16 protein-coding genes are annotated in these 21,558 nt (G+C 67.3%); 5 read left to right on the forward strand and 11 right to left on the reverse strand.

Annotated features, from left to right (window positions below):
- Positions 1-13: 13 nt before the first annotated feature.
- From JYA75_RS09935 to JYA75_RS09950, 4 genes are all read right to left on the reverse strand, one after another.
- On the reverse strand, positions 14-1,489 hold the full coding sequence (locus tag JYA75_RS09935) for an aldehyde dehydrogenase (RefSeq protein ID WP_006936692.1): 1,476 nt from the start codon (positions 1,487-1,489) through the stop codon (positions 14-16).
- Positions 1,490-1,570: 81 nt separating this feature from the next.
- Positions 1,571-1,891, reverse strand: coding sequence for a 2Fe-2S iron-sulfur cluster-binding protein (locus JYA75_RS09940; protein WP_006936691.1), 321 nt, complete (start codon positions 1,889-1,891; stop codon positions 1,571-1,573).
- Positions 1,892-1,946: 55 nt separating this feature from the next.
- A complete protein-coding gene (locus JYA75_RS09945) occupies positions 1,947-3,185 on the reverse strand; it encodes an FAD-dependent oxidoreductase (RefSeq protein WP_203329936.1) in 1,239 nt (412 codons plus the stop codon).
- A complete protein-coding gene (locus JYA75_RS09950; protein WP_006936686.1) occupies positions 3,182-4,513 on the reverse strand; it encodes a cytochrome P450 in 1,332 nt (443 codons plus the stop codon). The genes JYA75_RS09945 and JYA75_RS09950 overlap by 4 nt, the downstream gene beginning before the upstream one ends.
- Positions 4,514-5,076: 563 nt before the next feature.
- Between JYA75_RS09950 and JYA75_RS09955 the strand changes: the two genes are divergently transcribed.
- A complete protein-coding gene (locus JYA75_RS09955) occupies positions 5,077-6,153 on the forward strand; it encodes a LuxR C-terminal-related transcriptional regulator (protein ID WP_155948158.1) in 1,077 nt (358 codons plus the stop codon).
- Between the two features lie 522 nt (positions 6,154-6,675).
- On the forward strand, positions 6,676-10,149 hold the full coding sequence (locus JYA75_RS09960) for a serine/threonine-protein kinase (RefSeq protein WP_239010556.1): 3,474 nt from the start codon (positions 6,676-6,678) through the stop codon (positions 10,147-10,149).
- Positions 10,150-10,184: 35 nt separating this feature from the next.
- Here JYA75_RS09960 and JYA75_RS09965 read toward each other — a convergent pair whose 3' ends face one another.
- The 5 genes from JYA75_RS09965 to JYA75_RS09985 all read right to left on the reverse strand — a co-directional run bounded on the left by JYA75_RS09965 (position 10,185) and on the right by JYA75_RS09985 (position 15,716).
- Positions 10,185-10,436 (reverse strand): DUF3263 domain-containing protein, encoded by a 252-nt coding sequence (locus JYA75_RS09965; protein WP_006934236.1) that lies wholly within the window; start codon positions 10,434-10,436, stop codon positions 10,185-10,187.
- 75 nt (positions 10,437-10,511) lie between these two features.
- Positions 10,512-11,957 (reverse strand): aldehyde dehydrogenase, encoded by a 1,446-nt coding sequence (locus JYA75_RS09970; RefSeq protein WP_006934228.1) that lies wholly within the window; start codon positions 11,955-11,957, stop codon positions 10,512-10,514.
- 36 nt (positions 11,958-11,993) lie between these two features.
- Positions 11,994-13,100 (reverse strand): NAD(P)-dependent alcohol dehydrogenase, encoded by a 1,107-nt coding sequence (locus JYA75_RS09975; RefSeq protein ID WP_029545763.1) that lies wholly within the window; start codon positions 13,098-13,100, stop codon positions 11,994-11,996.
- Positions 13,101-13,159: 59 nt separating this feature from the next.
- Positions 13,160-14,389 carry an FAD-dependent oxidoreductase gene (locus tag JYA75_RS09980; RefSeq protein WP_006934226.1) on the reverse strand — a complete coding sequence of 410 codons (1,230 nt, stop codon included), beginning with the start codon at positions 14,387-14,389 and terminating at the stop codon, positions 13,160-13,162.
- A gap of 4 nt (positions 14,390-14,393) precedes the next feature.
- The gene (locus JYA75_RS09985) at positions 14,394-15,716 is read right to left on the reverse strand and encodes a cytochrome P450 (RefSeq protein ID WP_006934225.1); all 1,323 of its coding nucleotides are present in this window, start codon (positions 15,714-15,716) and stop codon (positions 14,394-14,396) included.
- Between the two features lie 364 nt (positions 15,717-16,080).
- Between JYA75_RS09985 and JYA75_RS09990 the strand changes: the two genes are divergently transcribed.
- A complete protein-coding gene (locus tag JYA75_RS09990) occupies positions 16,081-16,398 on the forward strand; it encodes a 2Fe-2S iron-sulfur cluster-binding protein (RefSeq protein WP_006934224.1) in 318 nt (105 codons plus the stop codon).
- Between the two features lie 72 nt (positions 16,399-16,470).
- Here JYA75_RS09990 and JYA75_RS09995 read toward each other — a convergent pair whose 3' ends face one another.
- The gene (locus JYA75_RS09995; protein ID WP_006934223.1) at positions 16,471-17,454 is read right to left on the reverse strand and encodes a LuxR C-terminal-related transcriptional regulator; all 984 of its coding nucleotides are present in this window, start codon (positions 17,452-17,454) and stop codon (positions 16,471-16,473) included.
- The gene (locus tag JYA75_RS10000; RefSeq protein WP_029545761.1) at positions 17,447-18,577 is read right to left on the reverse strand and encodes a LuxR C-terminal-related transcriptional regulator; all 1,131 of its coding nucleotides are present in this window, start codon (positions 18,575-18,577) and stop codon (positions 17,447-17,449) included. The genes JYA75_RS09995 and JYA75_RS10000 overlap by 8 nt, the downstream gene beginning before the upstream one ends.
- A 249-nt stretch (positions 18,578-18,826) precedes the next feature.
- Here JYA75_RS10000 and JYA75_RS10005 point away from each other — a divergent pair, with 249 nt between their 5' ends.
- Together JYA75_RS10005 and JYA75_RS10010 are read left to right on the forward strand one after the other, a co-directional pair.
- Positions 18,827-19,606, forward strand: a complete 780-nt coding sequence (locus tag JYA75_RS10005) for an enoyl-CoA hydratase-related protein (RefSeq protein WP_006934220.1) — start codon at positions 18,827-18,829, stop codon at positions 19,604-19,606.
- A 231-nt stretch (positions 19,607-19,837) separates the two neighbouring features.
- On the forward strand, positions 19,838-21,523 hold the full coding sequence (locus tag JYA75_RS10010; protein WP_006934219.1) for an AMP-binding protein: 1,686 nt from the start codon (positions 19,838-19,840) through the stop codon (positions 21,521-21,523).
- Positions 21,524-21,558: the final 35 nt, after the last annotated feature.

The following is a 21,558-nucleotide window of genomic DNA, read 5'->3' on the forward strand; positions in this document are numbered from 1 at the left end:
AGACGGGTTCTGCTCAGGCCTGCGCGGCCGAGGCGTCGAGATAGATGGTCTTGAGGACCTGGTAGCTGTGCAGGGCCTCGGGTCCGAGTTCACGGCCGATGCCGCTGGCCTTGATTCCGCCGAAGGGGGCGACGGGGTCGTTGACGTAGGCGTTGATGCCGATGCTGCCGGTGCGCACCCGGCGGGCGACGGCCTCGCCGCGCTCCGGGTCTGTGGTCCAGACGCTGCCGCCCAGGCCGTAGTCCGAGGCGTTGGCGATGGCAACCGCCTCGTCCTCGTCGGTGTACGGGATCACCGACAGGACCGGCCCGAAGATCTCCTCCTGGGCGATGGTGTGGTTGTTGTCGACCTCGGCGAACACGGTCGGCTGCACGTACCAGCCGTGGTCGAGGCCCGCCGGCCGGCCGCCGCCGGCGGTCAGCCGGGCCCCTTCGGCCTTCCCCTTGGCGATGTAGGACTCGACCCGATCGCGCTGCCGTGCGGACACCAGCGGACCGATCTGAGTGGTCTCGGCCAGAGGATCACCGATCCGCAGGGAGGACACGAGCCCGCTGACGGTGTCGACGACCTCGGCGTATCGCGATCGGGGGGCCAGTACGCGGGTCGAGAGCCAGCAGATCTGACCGTTGTTGAGAAGTGTCGAGGCGAAGAAGCTCTCGATCGTCGAGGCCAGGTCGGCGTCGTCGAGGACGATCGCGGCGGACTTGCCGCCGAGCTCGAGGGTCACCGGGCGCAGCAGGCGCCCGCATGTCTCGGCGATCGTCCGGCCGGCCGCCGTCGATCCGGTGAACGAGACCTTGTCCACCTGCGGATGGGCTACCAGGTAGGCCCCGATCTCGCCTCCACCGGGCACGACGTTCAGTACGCCTGCCGGCAGCTGTGCCTCGGCGGCTGCCTCGGCCATCAGCATGGCGTCGAGGACCGTCTCTGGAGCAGGTTTGAGCACGACCGTGCATCCGGCGGCGAGGGCGGGGGCGAGCTTGAGGAACGTGATTCCCTGCGGGACGTTCCACGGGACGATCGCGCCGACCACGCCGATCGGCTCACGGATCACGCGCGCCTTCCCGCCGAGCATGCCCTGCCGGGTCTCCTCCTGGGGGGTGTCGGCGACCAGGCCGGAGTAGTAGCGCAGCAGCAGGGCCGGGAACCCGCCCTCGAACTGCTGAGCGAGCCAGATCGGCATACCGTTCTGCGAGCTCACGCGGGTCGCGGTTTCGGGGGCGCGCTTCTCCAGTGCCACGGCGAAACGCTCGAGCGCCTCGCGGCGGCGCGCCGGATCCCAGCGGGACCAGCCCCGAGGGTCGTCGAATGCCCGGCGGGCGGCGGCGACGGCGTCGTCGATGTCCCGTTCGCTCGCTTCCGGGACGCTGCCGAGGCGTTCCTCGGTGGCCGCGGCCCGCACCTCGACGGTGCGCGACGATGACGGGTCGGCCCAGCTTCCGTCGATGTAGAACTGCTGATAGTCGGTCGTGCCGGTGAGTGCGGTCATGGGGTGCGGCTCCTTTGTAGCGCGGTCCCGGAAATGGGGTGAGGAAAGGGGGTGGCCCCGCAGGTGGGGTCCGGCGCCGGGTCAGCCGTTGGAATCGGGCACGACCACTCGGGCGCCCTCGCACGCGGCGTTGACGATGAGTTGGCATGACAACCGGGAGCGCTCGTCGACATCCTCGGCGTACTCGAGCAGGTCGCGTTCTTCGTCGGTGGCCGCGTCGAACAGCTCGGCGTACTCGGGGTCGACGTGTACGTGGCAGGTCGCGCAGGAGCAGCTGCCGCCGCACTCGGCGACGATGCCGGGCAGGTTGTTGCGAACCGACCCGTCCATGATGCTCTGTCCCACTGGGACATCGACGATGTGGGCGGTTCCGTCGGGGACGAGATAGGTGATCTTGGGCATGGTATTCCTCGGATCGTGCAGGTGGGGTGGTACGTCGCAGGCCGGCGCGATGGCGTCAGTGGACGGCGTCGCGCAGGGCGACACCGGGATCGGCCAGTCGGCCGGGATCGACAGGTGTGCCGGCGCCGATCCACTTCTTTCCGGCCATGAATTCCGGTGCGGCATTGGCGGACTCGACCGCGAGGGGGATTCCGTCGCGTAGGTGGAAGAGAGCGAAGCGCCCCGACTCGGGGTTCCCGCGGCAGACGATGTCGGCCCCAGGTCGCACGACGCCGGCGATCTTCAGCTTCAGGTCGAACTGGTCGGACCAGAACCACGGCGTCTCGGGCTGCGGCGACGGTGTGCCGAGGATCGCGGCTACCGCCTGCCGGGATTGTTCGGTCGCGCTCGGGATGCTCTCGAGTCGCCCGATGCTGTCGAGTCCGGGCACACGCCGGCAGGTCACGTCGCCGATGGCGAGGATCGCGGGATCGCTTGTGCGAGCGAACTCGTCGACGACGATGCCACCGGCCGGGCCGCGCTCCAGGTCGCAGGCTGCGGCCAACTCGTCGCACGGCAGGGCGCCGATCCCGATCAGCGCTGCGGTGCAGTCGATCGTCTCCCCGTCGTCGAGGACGACGCGTTGCACCTGCCCCTCGGTGCCCTCGAGCCCGACGACCCCGACACCGGTCCGCACGACCGTGCCCTGTGCGGTGTGCCGCGCGGTGAGGATCGTCGACAGTTCGGGGCTCGCGACCCGGGCCAGGACCCGGTCCTCGCGTTCGAGGATCACCGCGTCTGCGCCGGCGGAGCGAACGACTGCCGCCACTTCGAGGCCGATGTAGCCGCCGCCGATGATGGCGAGGGTGCGGCCTTCCGTGACCCACTTGCGCAGGGCTCGGGCGTCGCCGAGGGTGCGAAGCGCGCCGACCCCGGCCAGCTCCGCTCCCGCGACCGGCAGGGGGCGGGGGCGGGAGCCGGTGGCGAGGACCAGCACGTCGTACCCGATCCGCTCGCCGGAGGCCGTGATGACCTGTCCGGCCCCGCGGTCGATTTCGGTGACCTGTTCCCCGAGACGCACCGTGACCTCCTGCTCGCGGTAGAACTCCGGGGGGCGCAGCCACTGCTCGAGGTCACCCTCGGCGAACTTCTTCGACAGCGGCGGCCGGTGGTACGGGTAGTCGAGTTCCTCACCGAGCATCGTGATCTTGCCGGTGTGCCCCTCCTGCCGGAGCAGGCCCACGAGTGAGGCCGCGGCATGCCCGGCACCGACGACCACCACACCCCGGGCGGCGCCGGGGGGAGCGGTGGTCACGCGAGCTCCAGCCGGACCGGCAGGCTCTTCAGCCCGCCGACAAAGTTGGTCTGGGTCACCTTGCGTTCCCCGGTGATCTCGATCGAGCGGATGCGCGGCAGCAACTCCTCGAACATGATCCGCAACTCCTGCTTGGCCAGGTGCTGACCGGTGCACATGTGCGGGCCGTATCCGAAGGCCATGTGCCGGTTGGGCTTGCGGGTGATGCGGAATTCGTCCGGGGCGTCGAAGACGTCGGTGTCGCGGTTGCCGGACTGGTAGAGCAGCATCAGCCGGTCACCGGCTTTGATGTGTCGACCGCGCAGCTCGTAGTCCTCGGTGGCCTGGCGCATGAAGTGCTTCACCGGGGAGCACCAGCGCAGGCCCTCGTTGATCAGGTCTCCGATGAGGGTGGGATCCTGCTGGACCGCGGCGAGCTGATCGGGGTGGTGGGCGAGTGCTTCGAGGGTGCCGGCCAGGGTGGAGGTGGTCGTGTCGTGCCCGGCGGTCGCGATCGTCACGAACCAGCTGTAGGCGAACTGCTTGGGCCAGTACTCGCCGTCGGCCTGTCGCGCGTTGGCGATGATCGAGGCGAGGTCCTCGCGTGGGTTGGCGCGGCGATCCTCCACCAGTACGTCGAAGTACGCGAAGAAGTCGGCAATGGCGGCGGCCCACTGCTTGGCCGCGGCCTCCGGGCTGAGGGGTTCGACGTCGGCGCGGACCTCGTCCGGATCGGCCGTGCCGAAGAACTCCTGGGTCAGAGCCATCATGCGCGGCTCGTCCTCTTCGGGAACGCCGAAGAGGGTCATGACGACGTGCAGCGGATAGAAGATCGCGAAATCCTTGACGAGATCGAGTTCGTTCCCCCCGGGGCGCAGCCTCCGTGCGATTGCCTCCGTGGCCAGCGCCCGGATGCGATCCTCCCAGCGCTTGAGGTTGGCGGGCCGGAACCAGTCGCTAGCGACGTCCTTGACCGCGGTGTGCTCCGGCGGATCGAGATAGGGCAGGGCGTCGAGGATGCGCAGGCTCCCGCCGGTGAGGCTCTTGGTGAACGCGTCGCCGGCCTGGTTGGTCAGGATGGGGTTGTGGGTGCCGGGGTCGGACCCTCCGCCGTTGCAGAAGAGTTCCGGCTGGCGCTCGATCTCCAGGATGTCGGCGTGTTTGGTCACCAGCCACAGCGGGTCGTAGCCTTCGACGTGTACCTGGGCGAGCGGGTTGTTCTCCCGCAGCCACTTGTAGGCCGCGAACAGGGCCGTCTCGTCTCGGTGGCCCTCGGGGAGAACTATCCGGCGGGCGATTTCGTCCGGTACGGGTCGGGTGGGACCCGTAATGGCCTCGATGGTGGTCACAGTTTTCCTCCGATGGGTGGCAGCAATGTCGCGGAGACGTCGCGGTCCGGCCGTCCGTCGCGTGACGCCGATCACTCGAGTCCCGATAATCTTCGATCCCGGGCGGGGTGATGCACATCACTCCCTGGGCGCACGTTTCTCATCCCAACGGCTGACTCGGCCTCGGCGACCACCTGCGCCGAAAGAGGAAGAGCGCCTCGCCACGCCTATCGTTGGACGGACAGGAGGAAGATTCAGAATCATGCATCCATGTCTCGCCCCGTGGTCGAGCGCATCGGCGGACGGACTCCTGCGCGCGGTCGGCACGGGCGAGCGAGAAACGCCACCAGCCCGGGCCTGACCGAACTACGCCGATCGGATTCCTTCAGAAAATCCGGGGTATTGAGACATGCATGCATGAATTGCTAACATTTCCCTTATCTGCTCTGGCAATGAGGCCGGGAAGGAGCACCGAATACGTGGTACCGACGATGCCCTTTCGGTCGGCCGCGGCCGACCGCGCTTCTTCGCCTGCGCTACGCCCCGTCGGGAGTGTCGGTGAGGAGTTGGAGCGGGCCCGGGGTGTGCTGGCACTTGCCCATGAGCTCCTGGGGCGGAACGCCCCGGCCGATTCGCGCACTCCGGCCGACCTCGACGAGGCAGATTTCGCCCTCGAGGTCGTCGAGGAGGCCCTCACGCGCAGGCTCGGTGAAACAGCGCCCGGCGCGGAGATCGCTCGTCTGCTCGGGTTGTCCCAGCAGGTCGGTCACGCGCGGGTGATGCTGCGCCAAGCCGAGTTGGCACAGCGATCGGAGGCGATCGCCGGAGTCGGGCGGGCGCTCGATGCGCTGCGGACCGTCGGGTCGGTAGCCGAGCTTGTCCGGCTCGCCCCGACCCATGTCGGCGAGTTGGGTTATCGGCGGTGCATGTTGTCCCGGGTCGAGGGCAACCGCTGGGTGGCGAAGTCGTGCTACGTGCGGAACGATTCGGCGCTCGCTGCCGAGATCCTGGCGGTCGGCAGTCGGAGCCGGACGCTGGGCCACCGGCTCATCGAAAGCGAGATCGTGCGGCGCCGTTCGCCGGTGCTGGTTCCCCGGGCGCAGGCAGACGACCGCGTGGACCCGGGCTTCAAGCAGGTCACGAGCACTTCCTCCTACGTCGCCGCTCCCATCATGGTCGGCTCCGGAGTGTTCGGCTTCGTCCACGCCGACAGCCCGAGCGACGGCCGGGAGGTCGGCGAGTTCGATCGGACGCTTGTCCGCACGTTCTCGGAATGTCTCGGCTATGCCCTGGAACGTCTCTACTATCAGGAACGCCTCCGGACGATCCGGCAGCAGGTCACCGCCGTCATGGATGCCTCGCCGGACATGCTGGACGAAATGATCGCTTCCAACGAAGAGTCGGCGAACGATTCGGTCGTTGCGCTTCCGGGATATCGCCACCCGATGCAGTCCGGCCACCCTGTGGGGAATGTGGACCTGCTGACCCGGCGGGAGCTCGAGGTCCTTGCGCACATGGCCGAGGGTGACTCGAATGCCCGCATCGCGAACCGGCTGTTCATCTCGGAGGCCACAGTCAAGGCCCACGTGAGGCACATTCTGCGCAAACTCGGTGCCGCCAACCGAGCCGAAGCGGTCTCCCGCTATCTTCGGGCGGGGTAACTCCTTCCGGCATCGAGGAATCCGACGCGAGTGCCAGGGCGGGGATGCCGCGCGGTCCCGGCTCCCGCTCCAGGAACAAGGGATTACCGATTTCGGTCTTCCGCTGCTCGGGGCCCTCGGTGACCGGACTCGTGCCGGGCGGCATGTATTCACCGATGGTTCTGCGGCACAACGAAATCGAGGTGCCCGTGCTGGAATCCGGCAACCGCGCGATCGCCGCGCTCAGCGTCACAGGTCCCGTCAACCGATTCCGGCCCGAACTCCACCCCGCCTCGGTCCGGGCGGCAGTAGCCGGTGTGGCTATTGCCCTCGCGCGCCGGACGCACATGCTCGAAACACGTGAAATGTGGCGCCGTGAGTGCGGGACCGGCCTGCTCCGAAGCCCGCACTCATGGCGGTCTCGACTCCCGCCTGAGTCTGTGCCGGTAAGGCTAGAATGAGGAACCAAACCCAGGTAGAGCCATGTGCAACCATGATCCGACCGGAGACAGTCAGTGGCGTAACAGTCGGTGAGGACCAACCGTGTCGGACGAAGCCGTCGAGCATCCCTCGAACCAGTTCGAGAGAGAGATAGCCAACGAGCTGGCTGCTGTCGGTTTCGACGAGCCTCGGGTGCTGGGCCGGGGCGGTTTCGGCATCATCTACCGTTGCCGTCAACCCGCCCTGGACCGGGTAGTGGCGATCAAGGTCTTGAGCTCGAACCCCGATGAGGCCGATCGCATTCGCTTCCTGCGTGAGCAGCAGGCGATGGGCCGGCTGTCGGGGCATCCGAACATCGTGCACGTGCTCGAGGCCGGCGTCACCCATACCGGACGTCCCTACATCGTGATGCCGTTCCACCGCCGCGACTCGCTCGACGCGTGGATCACCCGGCGCGGGGCGCGCACGGTTCCCGAGGTGCTCGACATCGGGATCAAGATGGCCGGAGCTTTGGAGACGGCGCATCGGGCCGGGGTGCTGCACCGGGACATCAAACCGGCGAACATCTTGCTCTCCGAGTACGGCGAACCGCAACTCGCCGATTTCGGGATCGCCCGACTGGCGGACCGGCAGGACACCACCCGAGGCTTGGTGGTGGGTTCCCCCGCCTACACCGCGCCGGAGGTGTTGCACGGACGCTCACCCTCGGTCGCCTCGGACGTCTACGGACTCGGCGCCACCTTGTTCACCGCGCTGGCCGGCCGCCCCGCCTTCGCTCGGCGCCGCGGGGAGGAACTGGTGGAGCAGTTGTTGCGGATCAGCACCGAACCGATCCCCGATCTGCGCGCACACGAGGTCCCGGAGGGCGTCCGGGTGGTGATCGAGCAGGCGATGGCCCGCGACCCCGCCGACCGCTTCGGCACGGCGGCGGCGCTGGGGGAGGCGCTGCGCCGGGCCGGGACGGATCTGGGATACCACGTTGCCGACCTGCCGCTGCCGCTGGCGGGGGACGAGGAGAGCCCACCACAGCGGGAAAACCGTGACCCTGCGGGGACCGCGGCGTACCTGCGCCTCGAGCCGTCGGCCGGGGCGTCCGGGCCCGTCCCTCCGCCCGCCGTGACCACCAAGTACCGCCCCCCGGTCACGGCTCACGCGATGGTGCCGCGCACCCGGCTGCTCGGCAGGCTCGGGACCGCGACCCGACCCCGGTTGATCTTGATTCATGGTCCGGCCGGATACGGAAAGACCGCCCTGGCCACCCAGTACGTGCAGATGCTCGAGCGCACCGGCGGCACGACCGCCTGGCTGACCATCGACGAGGACGACAACACCCCGGCGTGGTTTCTCGCGCATCTCGTCGATGCGATCACGGTGACCCTGCCCGGGTTGGGCACCGAGTTGACCCGGGCGCTGGAAGGACACGGGGGCGGCGCCGAGCGGTTCGTGCTGACCACCCTGATCAACCGGACGCATGCGGGTGGGCAGCACATCGCGGTGGTCCTCGACGACTGGCACCGGGTGACCAACCCGGCCAGCCGGTCCATCGCCCGGTTCCTGCTCGAACACGGCTGCCACCACCTGCAGCTGGTCGTCACCAGCCGGACCCGGCAGGGTCTGCCGTTGAGCGGCCTGCGCGTGCGCAACGAACTGATCGAAATCGACTCGGCCGCATTACGCTTCGACCTCGGCGAGTCCCGGGAACTGCTCACCGGCGCCACGGATGTGCAGCTCGACGAGGAGGAGGTCGTCGATCTGGAGGAATCGACCGACGGGTGGGTGGCGGCGCTGCAATTGGCCTCCCTGACCCTGCGCGAACACCACGATCCGCGCACGGCGATCCGTCATCTGTCCGGCCGGCACCGGGCTCTCGGCGAGTACCTCGCCGAGAACGTCCTCGATACCCTGGAGCCGGATCTGCTCGACTTCCTGCTCGCCACGTCGATCACCGAGCGCACGTGCGCTGCTCTCGCCACCGCCCTGACCGGCCGTGGGCATACCCAGGCGGTGCTCGAAGACATCGAGGCGCGGAACCTGTTCCTCACGCGTCTCGACGAGGAGGGACAGTGGTTCCGCTACCACCACCTGTTCGCCGAGTTCCTGCGCCGCCGGCTCGAGCGTGACGATCCGGAACGCCTGATCGAGTTGCATCACACCGCCGCCGAGTGGTTTCTCGAACAGCACCTACTCAGCCCGGCTGTGGATCACTTCCTCGTCGCCGGCAGCGACGACGACGCGATCGATGCCGTCGAACACGAGGCGATACCACTGCTCGAGCACTCACAGATGAGCACCCTGCTCGGCCTGGCCGCGAAGCTCCCCGGCACGTCCAGCGCGCGCCGGCTGCGCCTACAGACCACGCTGGCCTGGGCGCATGCCATCCTGCATCATCGCGTTGCCGCCGCCGAGGCGCTCGGCAACATCGCGGCAGCTCTGCCGTCGGCAACCGCAGACGAAGCTGACATCCGAGCCGAAGCAGCGCTCATCCGGGCCACGGTCAACGCCTTCGACGACCGGCTCGACGGGATGGATGCGGCGGTCGAGGCCTGCACCGCCCGTGCCGACCGGCTCCGCCCCTGGGTCCTGTGCGGCACCGCTGACGTCGCGTCGTTTCGATCGATCCATCGGTTCGACTTTGCCGAGGCCCGGCGCTGGCAGCAATGGGTACGTCCATACCATCGGCGATCTTCCGGGCCCTTCAGCGTCATCTACGGGTACTGCCTCGACGGGCTGGCCGCACGAGAACAACTCGATCTCGGCGATGCCGAGGCCAGTTTCCGTCATGCCATGCAGCTGGCAACCGAGCGGGGAGTGGAACTGTCCTACGGCTCCCGGCTCACCGGGGCCCTGCTCGGAGACCTGCTGTACGAGCAGGGGAACCTTGCCGAGGCCGAGCGATTCCTCGACCAGAGCCACAGTCTCGGGGCCGAAGGCGGAACGGTCGATTTCATGCTGTCCACCTACGTCGTCGGTGCGCGCCTGAAGCACCGGCTCGGCCGGTACGACGCTGCTGCCGAGCGATTGAACGAAGGCGAACAGCTGGCACGTACATTGCAACTTCCGCGCCTGTCGGCGCACCTCGTGAACGAGCGCATTCGCCTGGGAATCGGATCCGGGCATTTCAGCCCGGACAGCTTTCCTCGGCAGCTCCCGCAAGAACCGCTGGACGGTATCAGTCGGGTTACCACTGAGATCACAGAGGAATCGGTCATCCGGCTCCTTGTTGCCGGCTCGGCCAGCGCCCGGACGCAGGCCTGTGACAGAGCTCGAGTGCTTGCAGAGTCGATCGACGCCACCTGGCGGCCGAGAGCATCCCTCTATGCGCGCGTGTTGCTGACCGAGTGCCTCGCCACTGCCGGGTCGGACCGTGAGGCGGAGCGCGTGGTTCTTCCGGTGCTCGAGCAATGCGCCGGGGTCAGTATCGTCCAGCCCTTACTGGATGCGGGGTCCGCTGTAAGCGTCCTTCTGCACCGCATCGCGCAGGAGCGCAGCGCCCACGGTCTCAGTCCCGCAACGGCTCTCTACCTGGACCGATTGCTGGAGAGCCCGAACCCGTCCACGACTCCGGACGATGCGTGAACCCGGGAACGCGGCATCCGCCACGACCGCGTATTTCACCGTCCTCGGTTGGGCGACGTCGACTTCTGCTGGACGACCGTGGGATAGCCGAGTTTGCGTGTGCAAAGGCTCTTCAGACGGCGCCGCGTCCCGGCGTCGATCTTCGGTTGCGCGTCGAGGAGACACCGCAATCGGTGGTAGAAGTCGGTGGGGACGAGTCCGAACTCGGGAAGGATGTGCTCGTCGCCGCCGTCGTAGGGTGCCCACTGCACCGCGAAGTCGAGCAGCGCGACTTCATCTTTCGTCATTGTGTCTCCTTTCCTGGCACCTACCGCCGCGGGCGCGGCTGCATGCTTGTGCATGCGGCCGCGCCCACGCCGGGGTCATCGCACGTCGAGGTAGATGCTCTTGAGTTGTTGGTAGCTTGCCAGTCCTTCGGGTCCGAGTTCCCGTCCGAGTCCGCTGTTCTTGATGCCGCCGAAGGGGGCGGTCGGATCGTTGGCGTAGCCGTTGATACCGACCGTGCCGCTGGCGATGTTGCGGGCGAAGCGTGCACCGCGTTCGGGGTCTGCGGTCCAGACCGAACCCCCGAGGCCGTAGTCCGAGTGGTTGGCGATGGCCACGGCCTCGGCCTCGTCGGTGTAGGGGATGACCGACAGCACCGGGCCGAAGATCTCCTCCTGCGCGATGGTGTGCCCGGTCTGGACGTCGGCGAAGATGGTGGGCTCGACGAACCAGCCGTGATCTGCCCCGGCGGGACGCTTGCCGCCGGTGGTGATCCGCCCGCCGTCCGACTTGCCCTTCTCGATGTAGCCCTCGACGCGGTCGCGTTGACGGGCCGAGACCAGCGGTCCCATCTGGGTGGTGTCGGAGAGCGGGTCTCCGACCGACAGGCCCTTCGCGAGATCGGTGATGGTGTCGACGATCTCGTCGTAGCGTGAACGCGGCGCCAGGACGCGGGTGCCGAGCCAGCAGATCTGGCCGTTGTTGAGCAGAGTCGCCGCATAGAAGGATTCGATGTTCGCGGCGAGGTCGGCGTCGTCGAGGACCACGGCGGCGGACTTGCCGCCGAGCTCGAGAGTGACGGGGCGGAGCAGTTCACCGCACGTGCGACCGATTGCCCGGCCGGCGGCGGTGGAGCCGGTGAACGAGACCTTGTCGATGCCCGGGTGCGCCACCAGGTAGGCGCCGAGTTCACGTCCACCCGGGACGATGTTGAGCACACCTGCGGGCAGGCCCGCCGCGATCGCCGCTTCGGCCATCAGGAAGGCATCGAGCACGGTCTCCGGAGACGGCTTGAGGACCACGGTGCAGCCGGCGGCGAGCGCCGGAGCGAGCTTGAGGAACGTGATGGCCTGGGGGACGTTCCACGGCACGATCGCGCCCACCACGCCGATGGGGGAGCGAGTGACGAGGGTCGATCCGCCGAGCATGCCGGGACGAATCTCGTCCTCCTGTTTCGCCGCCATCTCGGAGTAGTAGCGGAGCAGGATAGGCGGGAAGCCGCCCTCGAACTGCCGGGCCAGGCTGATGGGCATGCCGTTCTGGCTGCTCACCCGGGTCGCAGTGTCCTCGGCGCGGGATTCGAGTTCGTCGGCGAAGCGGCCCAGCACCTCGGCGCGCCGGGCGGCGCTCCACGACGCCCAGCCGTCCGGGCCGGTGAACGCCGCGCGGGCGGCCTCGACCGCATCGTCGATGTCGGACTCGGTGCCGTCCGGCACCGAGCCGATCCGCTGTTCGGTGCTCGGCGAGATGACCGAGATCGTCGCATCGCCGGACGGCCGTACCCATCCGCCGCGGATGTAGAGATCGGTGTAGTCGATCGTCATCGGGGTGTCCTTCTCGAAAGTGTGTCGGTGGGGTGGTCAGTCCTGCACGAGCACGGGCTTGAGCACCTCGCCCCGGTGCTGGGCCTCGATCGCGTCGTTGATCTTCGCGAAGGGGAAGGTGGTGACGAGCTTGTCGAGCGGGAACCTGCCCGCCTTGTAGAGCTCGACCAGTTCGGGGATGAACTCGTCGGGGACACTGTCGCCCTCGATGATCCCCGTGATCGTGAGTCCCATGGCGAGGGAGTTGATGATGTTCAGCGGCACGGAGGCCGCCGGGTCGGCGGGTACGCCGATGAGGCCGATCTTGCCGTGGAAGGTCATGGCTCCGACGAGCGACTCGATCACGGCCGGGACGCCGGAGGTGTCGATCGCGTAGTCGACACCGGCCGGGACGATGGCCCGGACCTGCTCGACGAGTGGGCCGGCGGCAGGATCGACGACGTGGGTGGCGCCCAGTTCGAGGGCGAGTTCACGCCGGGATCGATGGGGTTCGACGGCAATGATGGTGGTGCAGCCCTGCACGACGGCACCCATGACGGCGGCCAGGCCGACGGAGCCGGCGCCGGCGACGAGTACCGCAGATCCGGGCCGGCAGTTCAGGGAACGCATCACCGCGCCCGCCCCGGTCTGGATGCCGCAGCCGAGGGGAGCGAGGAGTTCGGCCGGGACGTCGTCGGGAACCTTCACGACGTTGCGCTCGAAGGCGAGGCTGTAGGTGGCGAAGGAGGACTGCCCGAAGAACAGACCGGTGAGGCGCTCACCGTCGGTGGTGGACAGCGGTCCCGTGCCGTCCTCGCGCACCCCGTCGTAGGCGAGGTGCATGAACTGGTGGCAGTACGAGGGTGCCCCCGTGGTGCACGACGGGCAGGTCCCACAGCTGTTGAAGGTGATGCCCACGCGGTCCCCGGGGGCGACCTTGGTGACGCCGGGGCCGACTTCCCGTACGACGCCGCATCCTTCGTGGCCGAAGACGGCGGGCAGCGCGGTCGGGAGGGCGCCGTCGCGGGCGGCGAGGTCGGTGTGGCAGATGCCGACCGCTTCGATCTCGACGAGGACCTCGCCGGCCCTCGGTCCCTCGATAGTGATCGGCTCGAGGGTGAATTCGGCGTGCGGCTCTCTCGCGACTGCTGCGAGTGCTTCCATCATCACGTACTCCATGTCTTGAGGGCCGGCCCGGTAGGGCCGGCGAAAGTCGAAATGCTCTACAGAACGGCTTCCCGCAGCGAGGTCGCGGGATCGGCGAGTGCGGTGGGGTCGAGCTTGGTGCGGTTGCCGATGAAGCGCTTTCCGGCCATGAAGTCGGCTGCGGCGTTCACGGTCTCGACGGCAACCGGAACACCGTCGCTGTCGAGGTGGAACAGGGCGAAGGAGGACTCGGACGGATCCCCGCGCAGGACTGCCCGGGTGGCGGAATCGACCATCCCGGCCATCTTCATTTTCAGATCGAACTGATCCGACCAGAACCACGGCACCTCGTGGGGTGGCAGGGGCGCGCCCGTGATGACGGCTGCCGCCTGCTTCGCCTGCTCTACCGCGCTGGGAATGCTCTCCAGACGCACCATCTTGCCCAGTGTGTCGTGCAGGCGGTAGGTCACGTCCCCGATGGCGAGGACATGCGGATCGCTGGTGCGCGCAGACCCGTCCACCACGATCCCCGTGAGGCAGTCGATGCCGGCTTCCCGGGCCAGTGCGTCGTTGGGGATCGCGCCGACGCCCACCAGCACCAGGTCACAGGCGATATCGGTGCCGTCGGCGAGGGTGACTCCACCGACGCGACCGGCTGTCCCGGTGATCTCCCGGACCTCGGCCCCCGTCAGGATGTGAGTGCCGCGGTCGCGGTGGAACTCGGTGAGGGCGGCCGAGAGTTCCGGACTGGCGACCCGTGCCAGTACCCGATCCTCACGCTCGATGACCGTGACCTCGCACCCGCGGGCGCGGGCCGACGCTGCGACCTCGAGTCCGACGTACCCACCGCCGACGATCGCCAGTGAGGACCCGGTGTGGACCGCCTCGCGCAGTTGTGTGGCGTCGCCGAGGGTGCGCAGGCTCAGGACACCGTCGAGGTCGCTGCCGGGGAGCGTCAGGGTCCGCGGTGCGGCGCCGGTGGCGAGGACGAGCGTCGTGTACTCGAGGGTCGCACCGGATGCCGTCGTCGCGGTCCGGGCATCCCGGTCGATGTGTACGACCGGATCACCCAGGCGGGTTTCGATGGCGTTGTCGGCGTAGAAGGATTCCGGCTTGAGCCATTGCACGAACTCGTCGTCGGTGTACTTCTTCGACAGCGGCGGACGGTGATACGGCGGATGCGTTTCCTCCCCGCACAGGACGATGCGGCCGTCGAACTTCTGTTGCCGCAGCATGCCGGCGAGTGTGCCGCCGGCATGCCCGGCCCCGACGATCACCACGGTGGGTGAGGGGTGTGACGTGAGCATCGTGTTACCCGGTGAACTCGATCTTGACGGGCATGTTCTTGAGTCCACCGACGAAGTTGGTCTGGATCATCTTGGTCTCGTCCACCAGCGCGAGGGACTCGATGTGGGGGAGCAGTTCCTCGAACATGATCCGCAGTTCCAGCTTCGCCAGGTGCTGGCCGATGCACATGTGCGGGCCGTAGCCGAAGGCGATGTGCTTGTTGGGCCGGCGGGTGATGTCGAAGCGATCGGGGTCGGGGATGACCTCGGCGTCGCGGTTGCCCGACTGGTACAGCAGCATGAAGCGGTCGCCCTTCTTGATGTCGCGGCCGCGCAGCGTGTAATCCTGCGTCGCCTGACGCATGAAGTGCTTCACCGGCGAGGCCCAGCGCAGCGACTCGTTCACGAGGTGCGGAGCGAGTGCCAGGTCGGCCTTCACCTTGGCGAGCTGGTCCGGGTTGCGGCCGAGCTCGAGGATGCCGCCCGCGAGGGTGCTCGAGGTGGTGTCGTGGCCCGCCGTCGCGATGGCGATGAACCAACCGTAGGCCATCTCGTTCGGGTAGTACCTACCGTCCTTGTCGCGGGCGAGGGAGATGATCGTCGCGAGGTCGTCTTTGGGGTTGGCGCGGCGATCCTGGAGCAGCTGTTCGAAGTATGCGTAGAAGTCCTGGATCGTGGCCACCCACTGCTTGGCGGCGGCATCCGGAGTCAGCGGTTCGACATCCTCACGGACGGCGTCGGGGTCGGCCGTCCCGAAGAATTCCTGTGTCAGGGCCATCATGCGGGGCTCGTCCTCCTCGGGCACCCCGAACAGGCTCATGATGACGTGCAGCGGGTAGTGCAGGGCGAAGTCCTTGACGAAGTCGATCCGGCCGTCCGTCTCGAGGAGCCGGGCGACGGACGCCTTGGCAAGGTCACGGATGGTGGCTTCCCACTTCGCGAGGTTGGTGGGCCGGAACCAGTCGATCGCGATGTCCTTGATCTCGGTGTGCTCCGGCGGATCGAGGTAGGTGAGGGTCTCCAGGATGCGGAGACTGCCGTTGTTGATGCTCTTGGTGAACTCGTCGCCGGCCTGGTTCGCCAGAATCGGGTTGACGGAACCCTTGTCCTCGCCGCCCGCGCTCGTGAAGATGTCGGGCTGGCGCTCGATCTCCATGATGTCGGCATGCTTGCTCACCAGCCACAGCGGGTCGTACCCCTCCACCACGGCGCGGCCGAGCGGGTTGTTCTCGCGCAGCCAACGGTAGGCCTCGAACAACGCGTCGTTGTCCCGGTGCCCTTCGGGCAGCACGATCCGACGGGCGACGGTGTCCGGAATCAGCTCCGTGACCTGCTCTGTAGTGCTCATCGATTCCCCTTCGTGGTGCAGTGAGATCTGCGTGGTGCAGTGAGATGTGGCGCCATAGGTTCGACGCTCACGCCGACTGACGTGACTCGAGCCTGTCAGCCCAGAGAGTGAGAGGCATCACACCAGCGAACGAATGTTGTCCACCTAACGGGGGATGTGTGCCCGGTCACCCCGCGGCACTGTGCTGGTCCCGTCGCAACTTCACCCTCAGGGAGGGGGGTAATCGGTCGATGTGGTGATGCGGGCATCCAGTGATCCTCGACACAATTGTGGGCACGGAGAACGGCCGCACCTTCCGGGTACGGCACCCGGCCCCGCGAGGCGGCCGCGCAGATGTTCATCGGTCAACCTGGAGGAGATCGCCATGCCCACTGTCGTGTACCAGCTCCCGGACGGCTCGACGTCGTCCGTCGACGTCCCGGCCGGCCAGAGCGTGATGGACGGATCGGTACGCAACAACCTTCCCGGCATCGTCGCCGAATGCGGTGGCAGCTGCTCGTGCGCCACCTGCCACGTGTACGTGGACGACTCCGCCGCGGTGTTCGGGGAGCCGACGGCAGAGGAGCAGGATCTTCTCGAGTTTCTCGACGGCGTCCAGCCGTGCTCTCGCCTCGCCTGCCAGCTCGTGCTGACGCCGGAGGTGGACACCATCACGGTGACCGTGCCGCCTTCCGACGCCTGACGACGTCGTCCGGTGGGCCTGCATCGCCAGGCCCGCCAGGTCAGGGCGAGTCACGGTGCCGGGGCCGCCGCGTCACCGAGGGGTGGACTGATACTTCGCGATCAGTTCGGCGCGGTTGGTAGCGCCCAGTTTTCGGAGGATGCGTTTCACATGCGACTTGACCGTGTCGACGGTGATGACCAGTTCGGCGGCGATCGCGGCGTTCGACGCACCGGTGAGAATCAGCCGAACGACGTCCGCTTCGCGGTCGGTGAGCGGATCGAGCAGGCGCTGGTCCGCGTCGTCGTGTTCCGTGGGGGACGGCGCGCTGTCGGTCGCGCCGCGTGGAGGCAGCGCGTCGAAGTCGGTGTCGCTGCTCCACCGTCGGGCGCTCTCGCGGAGGAGAAGGTCCTGACGTTCGCGACGCGATTCGAGACCGACCCGTTCGAAGCAGCCGCCGAGCATTTCCGCGAACACGCTCAGGGCGTGGCGCCGTGGACCGTCCAGTGCTGTGTCGACGTGCAGGAGCGCGGTCGCGTTCCCGTCGACGAGGACCGGAACGGTGGCGAAACCGCTGTTACCCAGAATTTCTCGCATCGACTCGGGAACCACTTCATCGACCGTGACCGTGCTCGTCGCGAGCGCATGTGCTTCGGGGGAGCCCGCCACGAGGTCGAACCCGAGGGGCAGCGACGGCGTCGTACCGGGGTCGGTGCTGAAGGAGGTCACGGGAACGATTCGATCCCCCTCGAGCCGAGACAGAAGGACCTTCCGGGCAGAGCAGAGTTCGGCGACACGCTCGCACGCGCGTCGCATGAGTTCCGCACTCGAGGCGGCGTCGTCCAAGGCGTGGACGGCACGATCGATGCCTGACGCCAGTGCGCCGACCTCGGCGGTCCGCTTCTCCGCGAGGGCCTTTCGCCGATCGAGGAGATCTACGAGGCGCCGGCCGAGTTCGGCTGCGCGCTCGGGGGTGGCAGTGCGCATGTCGGTGAGGAGGTCCGCGATGGCGCGTTCGAGATCGGCGTCCCCGGTGTTCATGTCCGGCTGCGCATCCGCTTCGGGTACGTCAGGCACCACCAGTCACCGTCTTGGCATTGGCGTACAGCGCTGCCACCTCGGCGCGCGTCGATACCCCGAGCTTCTTGAAGATCCGTTGGACATGGCTCTTGACGGTGCCGTCGGAAATACAGAGCCGCCGGGAGATCGCCGCATTGGTCGCCCCGGTCGCCATGAGTGTGAGCACTTCGCGCTCGCGAGTGGTCAGCGACTGCGCGCGCGGAATGGCCGGGTCCTGCGACCCACCGTCCAGCGTCGCCACGTCGGAGCGGGACAGTTCACGGGTACCGAGTTCCGGCATCGTCACGGGCGCCTGTGCGAGGTGCCGCAGTGCCCGGGTGAGACGTTGGACCTCGGCGTCGATGTGCTCGTTGCGCGCATAGATCTGCTGCCGCAGATCGGCGCGTTCCTTCGACGAGGCGCACACCGCGGCGAGCGCGCCGACGATGTGGACGTCGGTGTCGGAGAGTCCGTCGCTCTGCCGGTCGACGTGGATCATCGCCACTGCGCGGGAGCCGACGACGATGGGAACGGCGATATATCCCGCCGGGCGCGACAGGTCGATGAGAGGACGGTACGTGTGCCGGTAGGTGTCGGAGGCATCCACTGCGTACGGCCGGCGACGCCGAACCAGTTCGGCTTCCCGCGGGGCTTCCCGCAGCGAGATCTCTCGACCGTCGATGGCCTTGATGAGTGGGTGGAAATCCCCGGTCAATTCGGGGTGGACGGCGAGCGCGATGGGTGACCAAGTGGAACCGCGGACCACGGAGAACATGGCCTTGGCGTACCCGAGGTTCGTGCACAGTTCCTGCGTCACGGTCTGCGCGATCCTGTCGGCTCCGGTGTCGATGGCGCGCACGACGTGTTGGAGCGCCTCGAACTGCTCGCTGTGCATGCGCAGTCGGCGCGAAATGTCGTCGCGGTCGGCGGCGTCGAGCCGCATCACGAGGTCGGCGAGCCGTACCGCTTGCTCCGGAGAGTCGGCGCCCTCCCGGAGTTTGCGGGCTGCGAACGCGCGGATCACTGCCGGATCCGGCTCGCCACCCGCCAGGCGAACCAGGCTCGGCTCGCTGCCGAGGAGTTCCTGCAGTTCTGCAATTGCCTGCTCGGCAAGCTCGAACGAACTCGTCGAAATGACCACTCACTACTCCTCGCGCCACGGCGGCCACACGGACGGCGGCGACGCCGTCGCACCTTCCTGTGACACACCACACAGTATAGAGAGTTGCATCGCCAGGGCGTCCGGTCGCCGTCTGCGGCTTACCTCCAATGTATATGGTCAGTCCAATCTCGTCACGCTCTCGGCGGAAATTGCTTCGATCGGCTCTTGTCTCCACCTGTTCGCGAGGTTAGGGTCGAATGGTAGGACCAAAATGGAAGGATGGCCAGTATGGCTTCCCCTGTGCGCTACGACGTCGACGAGCACGTCGCCGTCCTCACTCTCGACCGCCCGGAAACCCGCAACGCCCTGTCCGACGACCTGCTGGACGAACTCCTGGCCGCGCTCGAGCGCGCGCGGGGGGACGACGACGTGCGGGTTGTCGTGCTGGCCTCGTCGCACGAGAAGATCTTCTCGGCGGGCGGTGACCTCAAAGCATTCGCGAGCGACACCCCGACGATCGTCAAGTATGCGGGCCTGGACCGCTTCCCGCGGCTGTACCGACTCATCGGCGGTCTCGGCAAGCCGGTGATCTGTGCGGCCGGTGGCGACGTGCTCGCGGGCGCGTTCGGGCTCGCGCTCGCCTGTGACTTCGTGCTGGCCAAGGAGTCTGCCCACTTCGGATGCCCGGAGATCAACGTCGGCGTCTTCCCGTTCATGATCTCTGCGCTCATCTACCGGAACGTCGGGCGGCTCAAGGCCAATGAGCTGATGATGTATGGAGAGAAACTCACCGCCGCAGAAGCTCACGAACTGGGACTGGTGAATCGCGTGTTTCCGGACAGCGACTTCGATGCGGAGGTGTGCGCGTGGGCGCGCCGACTGGCGAGAAAGTCACCGCTGCTGATGCGCCTGGGCAAGGATGCCATCAACAACACTCGTGACATGTCGCTGCCGGACGCACTTGCGACGCTGCAGTCTCAACTGGCCCTTGCCTTCACCACGGAGGATGTTGTCGAAGGTGTCACGGCCTTCCGTGAGAAGCGTGCGCCGGTGTGGAAAATGCGATGAGGAGCCACGGCGGGCTCCTCGGGGTCCGTCGTCGACAGCTACCGGGCTACATGGCTCAGCCGGTGCCGGGCTCGCAGCCGACGGTGAATTTTTGTGGGCCCCTTCGCTTGCCGGTCGACCAGCGGGTGCAATGAGCGCTCGCGGATGTTGTCGTAGGTGGTTGCCACTTCGGTCTAACCATTCTAATCTTTACGTAAACGTGTGGCAGCTCAAGAAGGACGGAATCCTCCCATGACGCGCGATCGAAACCTCGGCCGATACACCCCCCGGCAGGTAGAAGAGTTCTATGCCAGTGGCCAATGGGCCGACGAGAACTTCACCGACCTTCTGCGGGCACGTGCCGAGGGCAGCCCCGACAAGATCTTCGTCACCGACGGCGTGCAGGAGCTGACCTTCTCTCAGCTCTACGACAGGTCGCAGCGGCTGGCGCTCGGCCTCCACCGGAGAGGGCTCCGGGCCGGCGACCGTGTCGCCGTTCAACTGCCCAACTGGGGGGAGTTCGTCGTCGTCGCAGCTGCGCTCGCTCGGATCGGCGTGGTGACGGTGCCGATCATGCCGATCTACCGGACGGATGAGGTGTCACACGTTGTCGCCGACGCCTCGATCCGGATGGCGATCGCACCGGCACAGTTCAAGGGCTTCGACTATGCGTCGATGTTCGATGGTATCCGGCGGTCGTCGCGGACGCTGGAGACGATCATCGCGGTCCGCGCTTCGGGGGAGAGCCGTCAGGCACTCGCCGAGCGGGGCATCGAGGTTCTCGAGAGCCTGGTCGTGGACGCGGACCCGGACGTCATCGACACGGAACTCGGCTTCCGTGCCCACCCCGACGATCCGTTCGTCATCGTGTACACGTCCGGAACTACGTCGCGTCCCAAGGGCTGCCTGCACACCTTCAACACCTACGCTTCGGGCGCACGTGCGCTGAAGACGGCCTTCGGGCATACCGAGGCGGATGTCCAGTTCGGGCCGTCCCCGATCACGCACACCACAGGACTCGTCACCAGTGTGCTCGTACCTCTGCTCAGCGGCGCGGCGACCCACATCATGGCGGAGTGGGCCCCTGAGCGCGGGCTCGCCGAGATCAAGAAGTTCGGATGTACGGCCGCGGTCACGGCCACCACGTTCCTGCAGACGTTGTTGGCTGCGGCCGACGAGGATCCGGACGCTGATCTATCCTCCCTCCGGATCTGGGTGTGCGCCGGCTCCCCCATCCCGGCGGCCGTGGTGGAGAAGGCGAAGTCCGACCTGCCCACCACCACCATCCTGTCGCTGTACGGGAGGAGTGAGAATCTCACCACGACGACCTGCACCGTCGAGGACGACCCGAGCCGGGCGGTCACGTCCGACGGCGCCGCGCTGCCGGGGGCAGAGGTCAAGGTTGTGGGGGACGACGGCCTCGAGGTGGCACGGGGGAGTGAGGGCGACATCGCCTATCGCGGGCCCTCGCATATGATCGAGTATCTGAACCGGCCCGAGGACACGGCGGAACTCTTTACTCCCGAAGGTTTCTCGAGATCAGGAGATCTCGGAGTCATGGATGCCGATGGGTTCGTCCGGGTCACCGGCAGAACCAAAGACATCGTGATCCGCGGCGGCATGAACATCAGTGTGCGCGAGGTCGAGGACAAGTTGGCCGATCATCCCGGAATCCTCGCTCTCGCCGTGGTGGGAATGCCCGACGAGCGGCTCGGGGAGAGGGTGTGTTGCTACGTGGTGCCCAAGGAGGAGCAGAATGCTCCCACCCTGGAGCATCTCCGCAACTATCTGCTCGATCGGGGAGTTGCCATTCAGAAGACACCTGAACGCGTCGAGGTGGTCGCCGAGTTGCCCATGACCGCCACCGGGAAGATTCAGAAGCACCTCCTCCGCAAGCGCATCGCGGCAGAGTTGACTGCCGGTGCCCAACGCCCATAAAGGTTGAGAGGCAGGTGAACTCCTGGTTGCCCGAT

Origin of the sequence: Rhodococcus sp. PSBB066, assembly GCF_017068255.1 — a bacterium.
In the GTDB taxonomy this organism is placed as follows: Bacteria; Actinomycetota; Actinomycetes; order Mycobacteriales; family Mycobacteriaceae; genus Rhodococcus; species Rhodococcus aetherivorans.

Excerpts from the sequence above, each read along its gene's own strand:
- JYA75_RS09990 (WP_006934224.1), top strand. The coding sequence starts at position 16,081 with ATGCCCACTGTCGTGTACCAGCTCCCGGACGGCTCGACGTCGTCCGTC.
- JYA75_RS09940 (WP_006936691.1), bottom strand. The coding sequence starts at position 1,891 with ATGCCCAAGATCACCTATCTCGTCCCCGACGGAACCGCCCACATCGTC.
- JYA75_RS09965 (WP_006934236.1), bottom strand. The coding sequence starts at position 10,436 with ATGACGAAAGATGAAGTCGCGCTGCTCGACTTCGCGGTGCAGTGGGCA.
- JYA75_RS10005 (WP_006934220.1), top strand. The coding sequence starts at position 18,827 with ATGGCTTCCCCTGTGCGCTACGACGTCGACGAGCACGTCGCCGTCCTC.
- JYA75_RS10010 (WP_006934219.1), top strand. The coding sequence starts at position 19,838 with ATGACGCGCGATCGAAACCTCGGCCGATACACCCCCCGGCAGGTAGAA.
- JYA75_RS09980 (WP_006934226.1), bottom strand. The coding sequence starts at position 14,389 with ATGCTCACGTCACACCCCTCACCCACCGTGGTGATCGTCGGGGCCGGG.
- JYA75_RS09975 (WP_029545763.1), bottom strand. The coding sequence starts at position 13,100 with ATGGAAGCACTCGCAGCAGTCGCGAGAGAGCCGCACGCCGAATTCACC.
- JYA75_RS09985 (WP_006934225.1), bottom strand. The coding sequence starts at position 15,716 with ATGAGCACTACAGAGCAGGTCACGGAGCTGATTCCGGACACCGTCGCC.
- JYA75_RS09970 (WP_006934228.1), bottom strand. The coding sequence starts at position 11,957 with ATGACGATCGACTACACCGATCTCTACATCCGCGGCGGATGGGTACGG.
- JYA75_RS09935 (WP_006936692.1), bottom strand. The coding sequence starts at position 1,489 with ATGACCGCACTCACCGGCACGACCGACTATCAGCAGTTCTACATCGAC.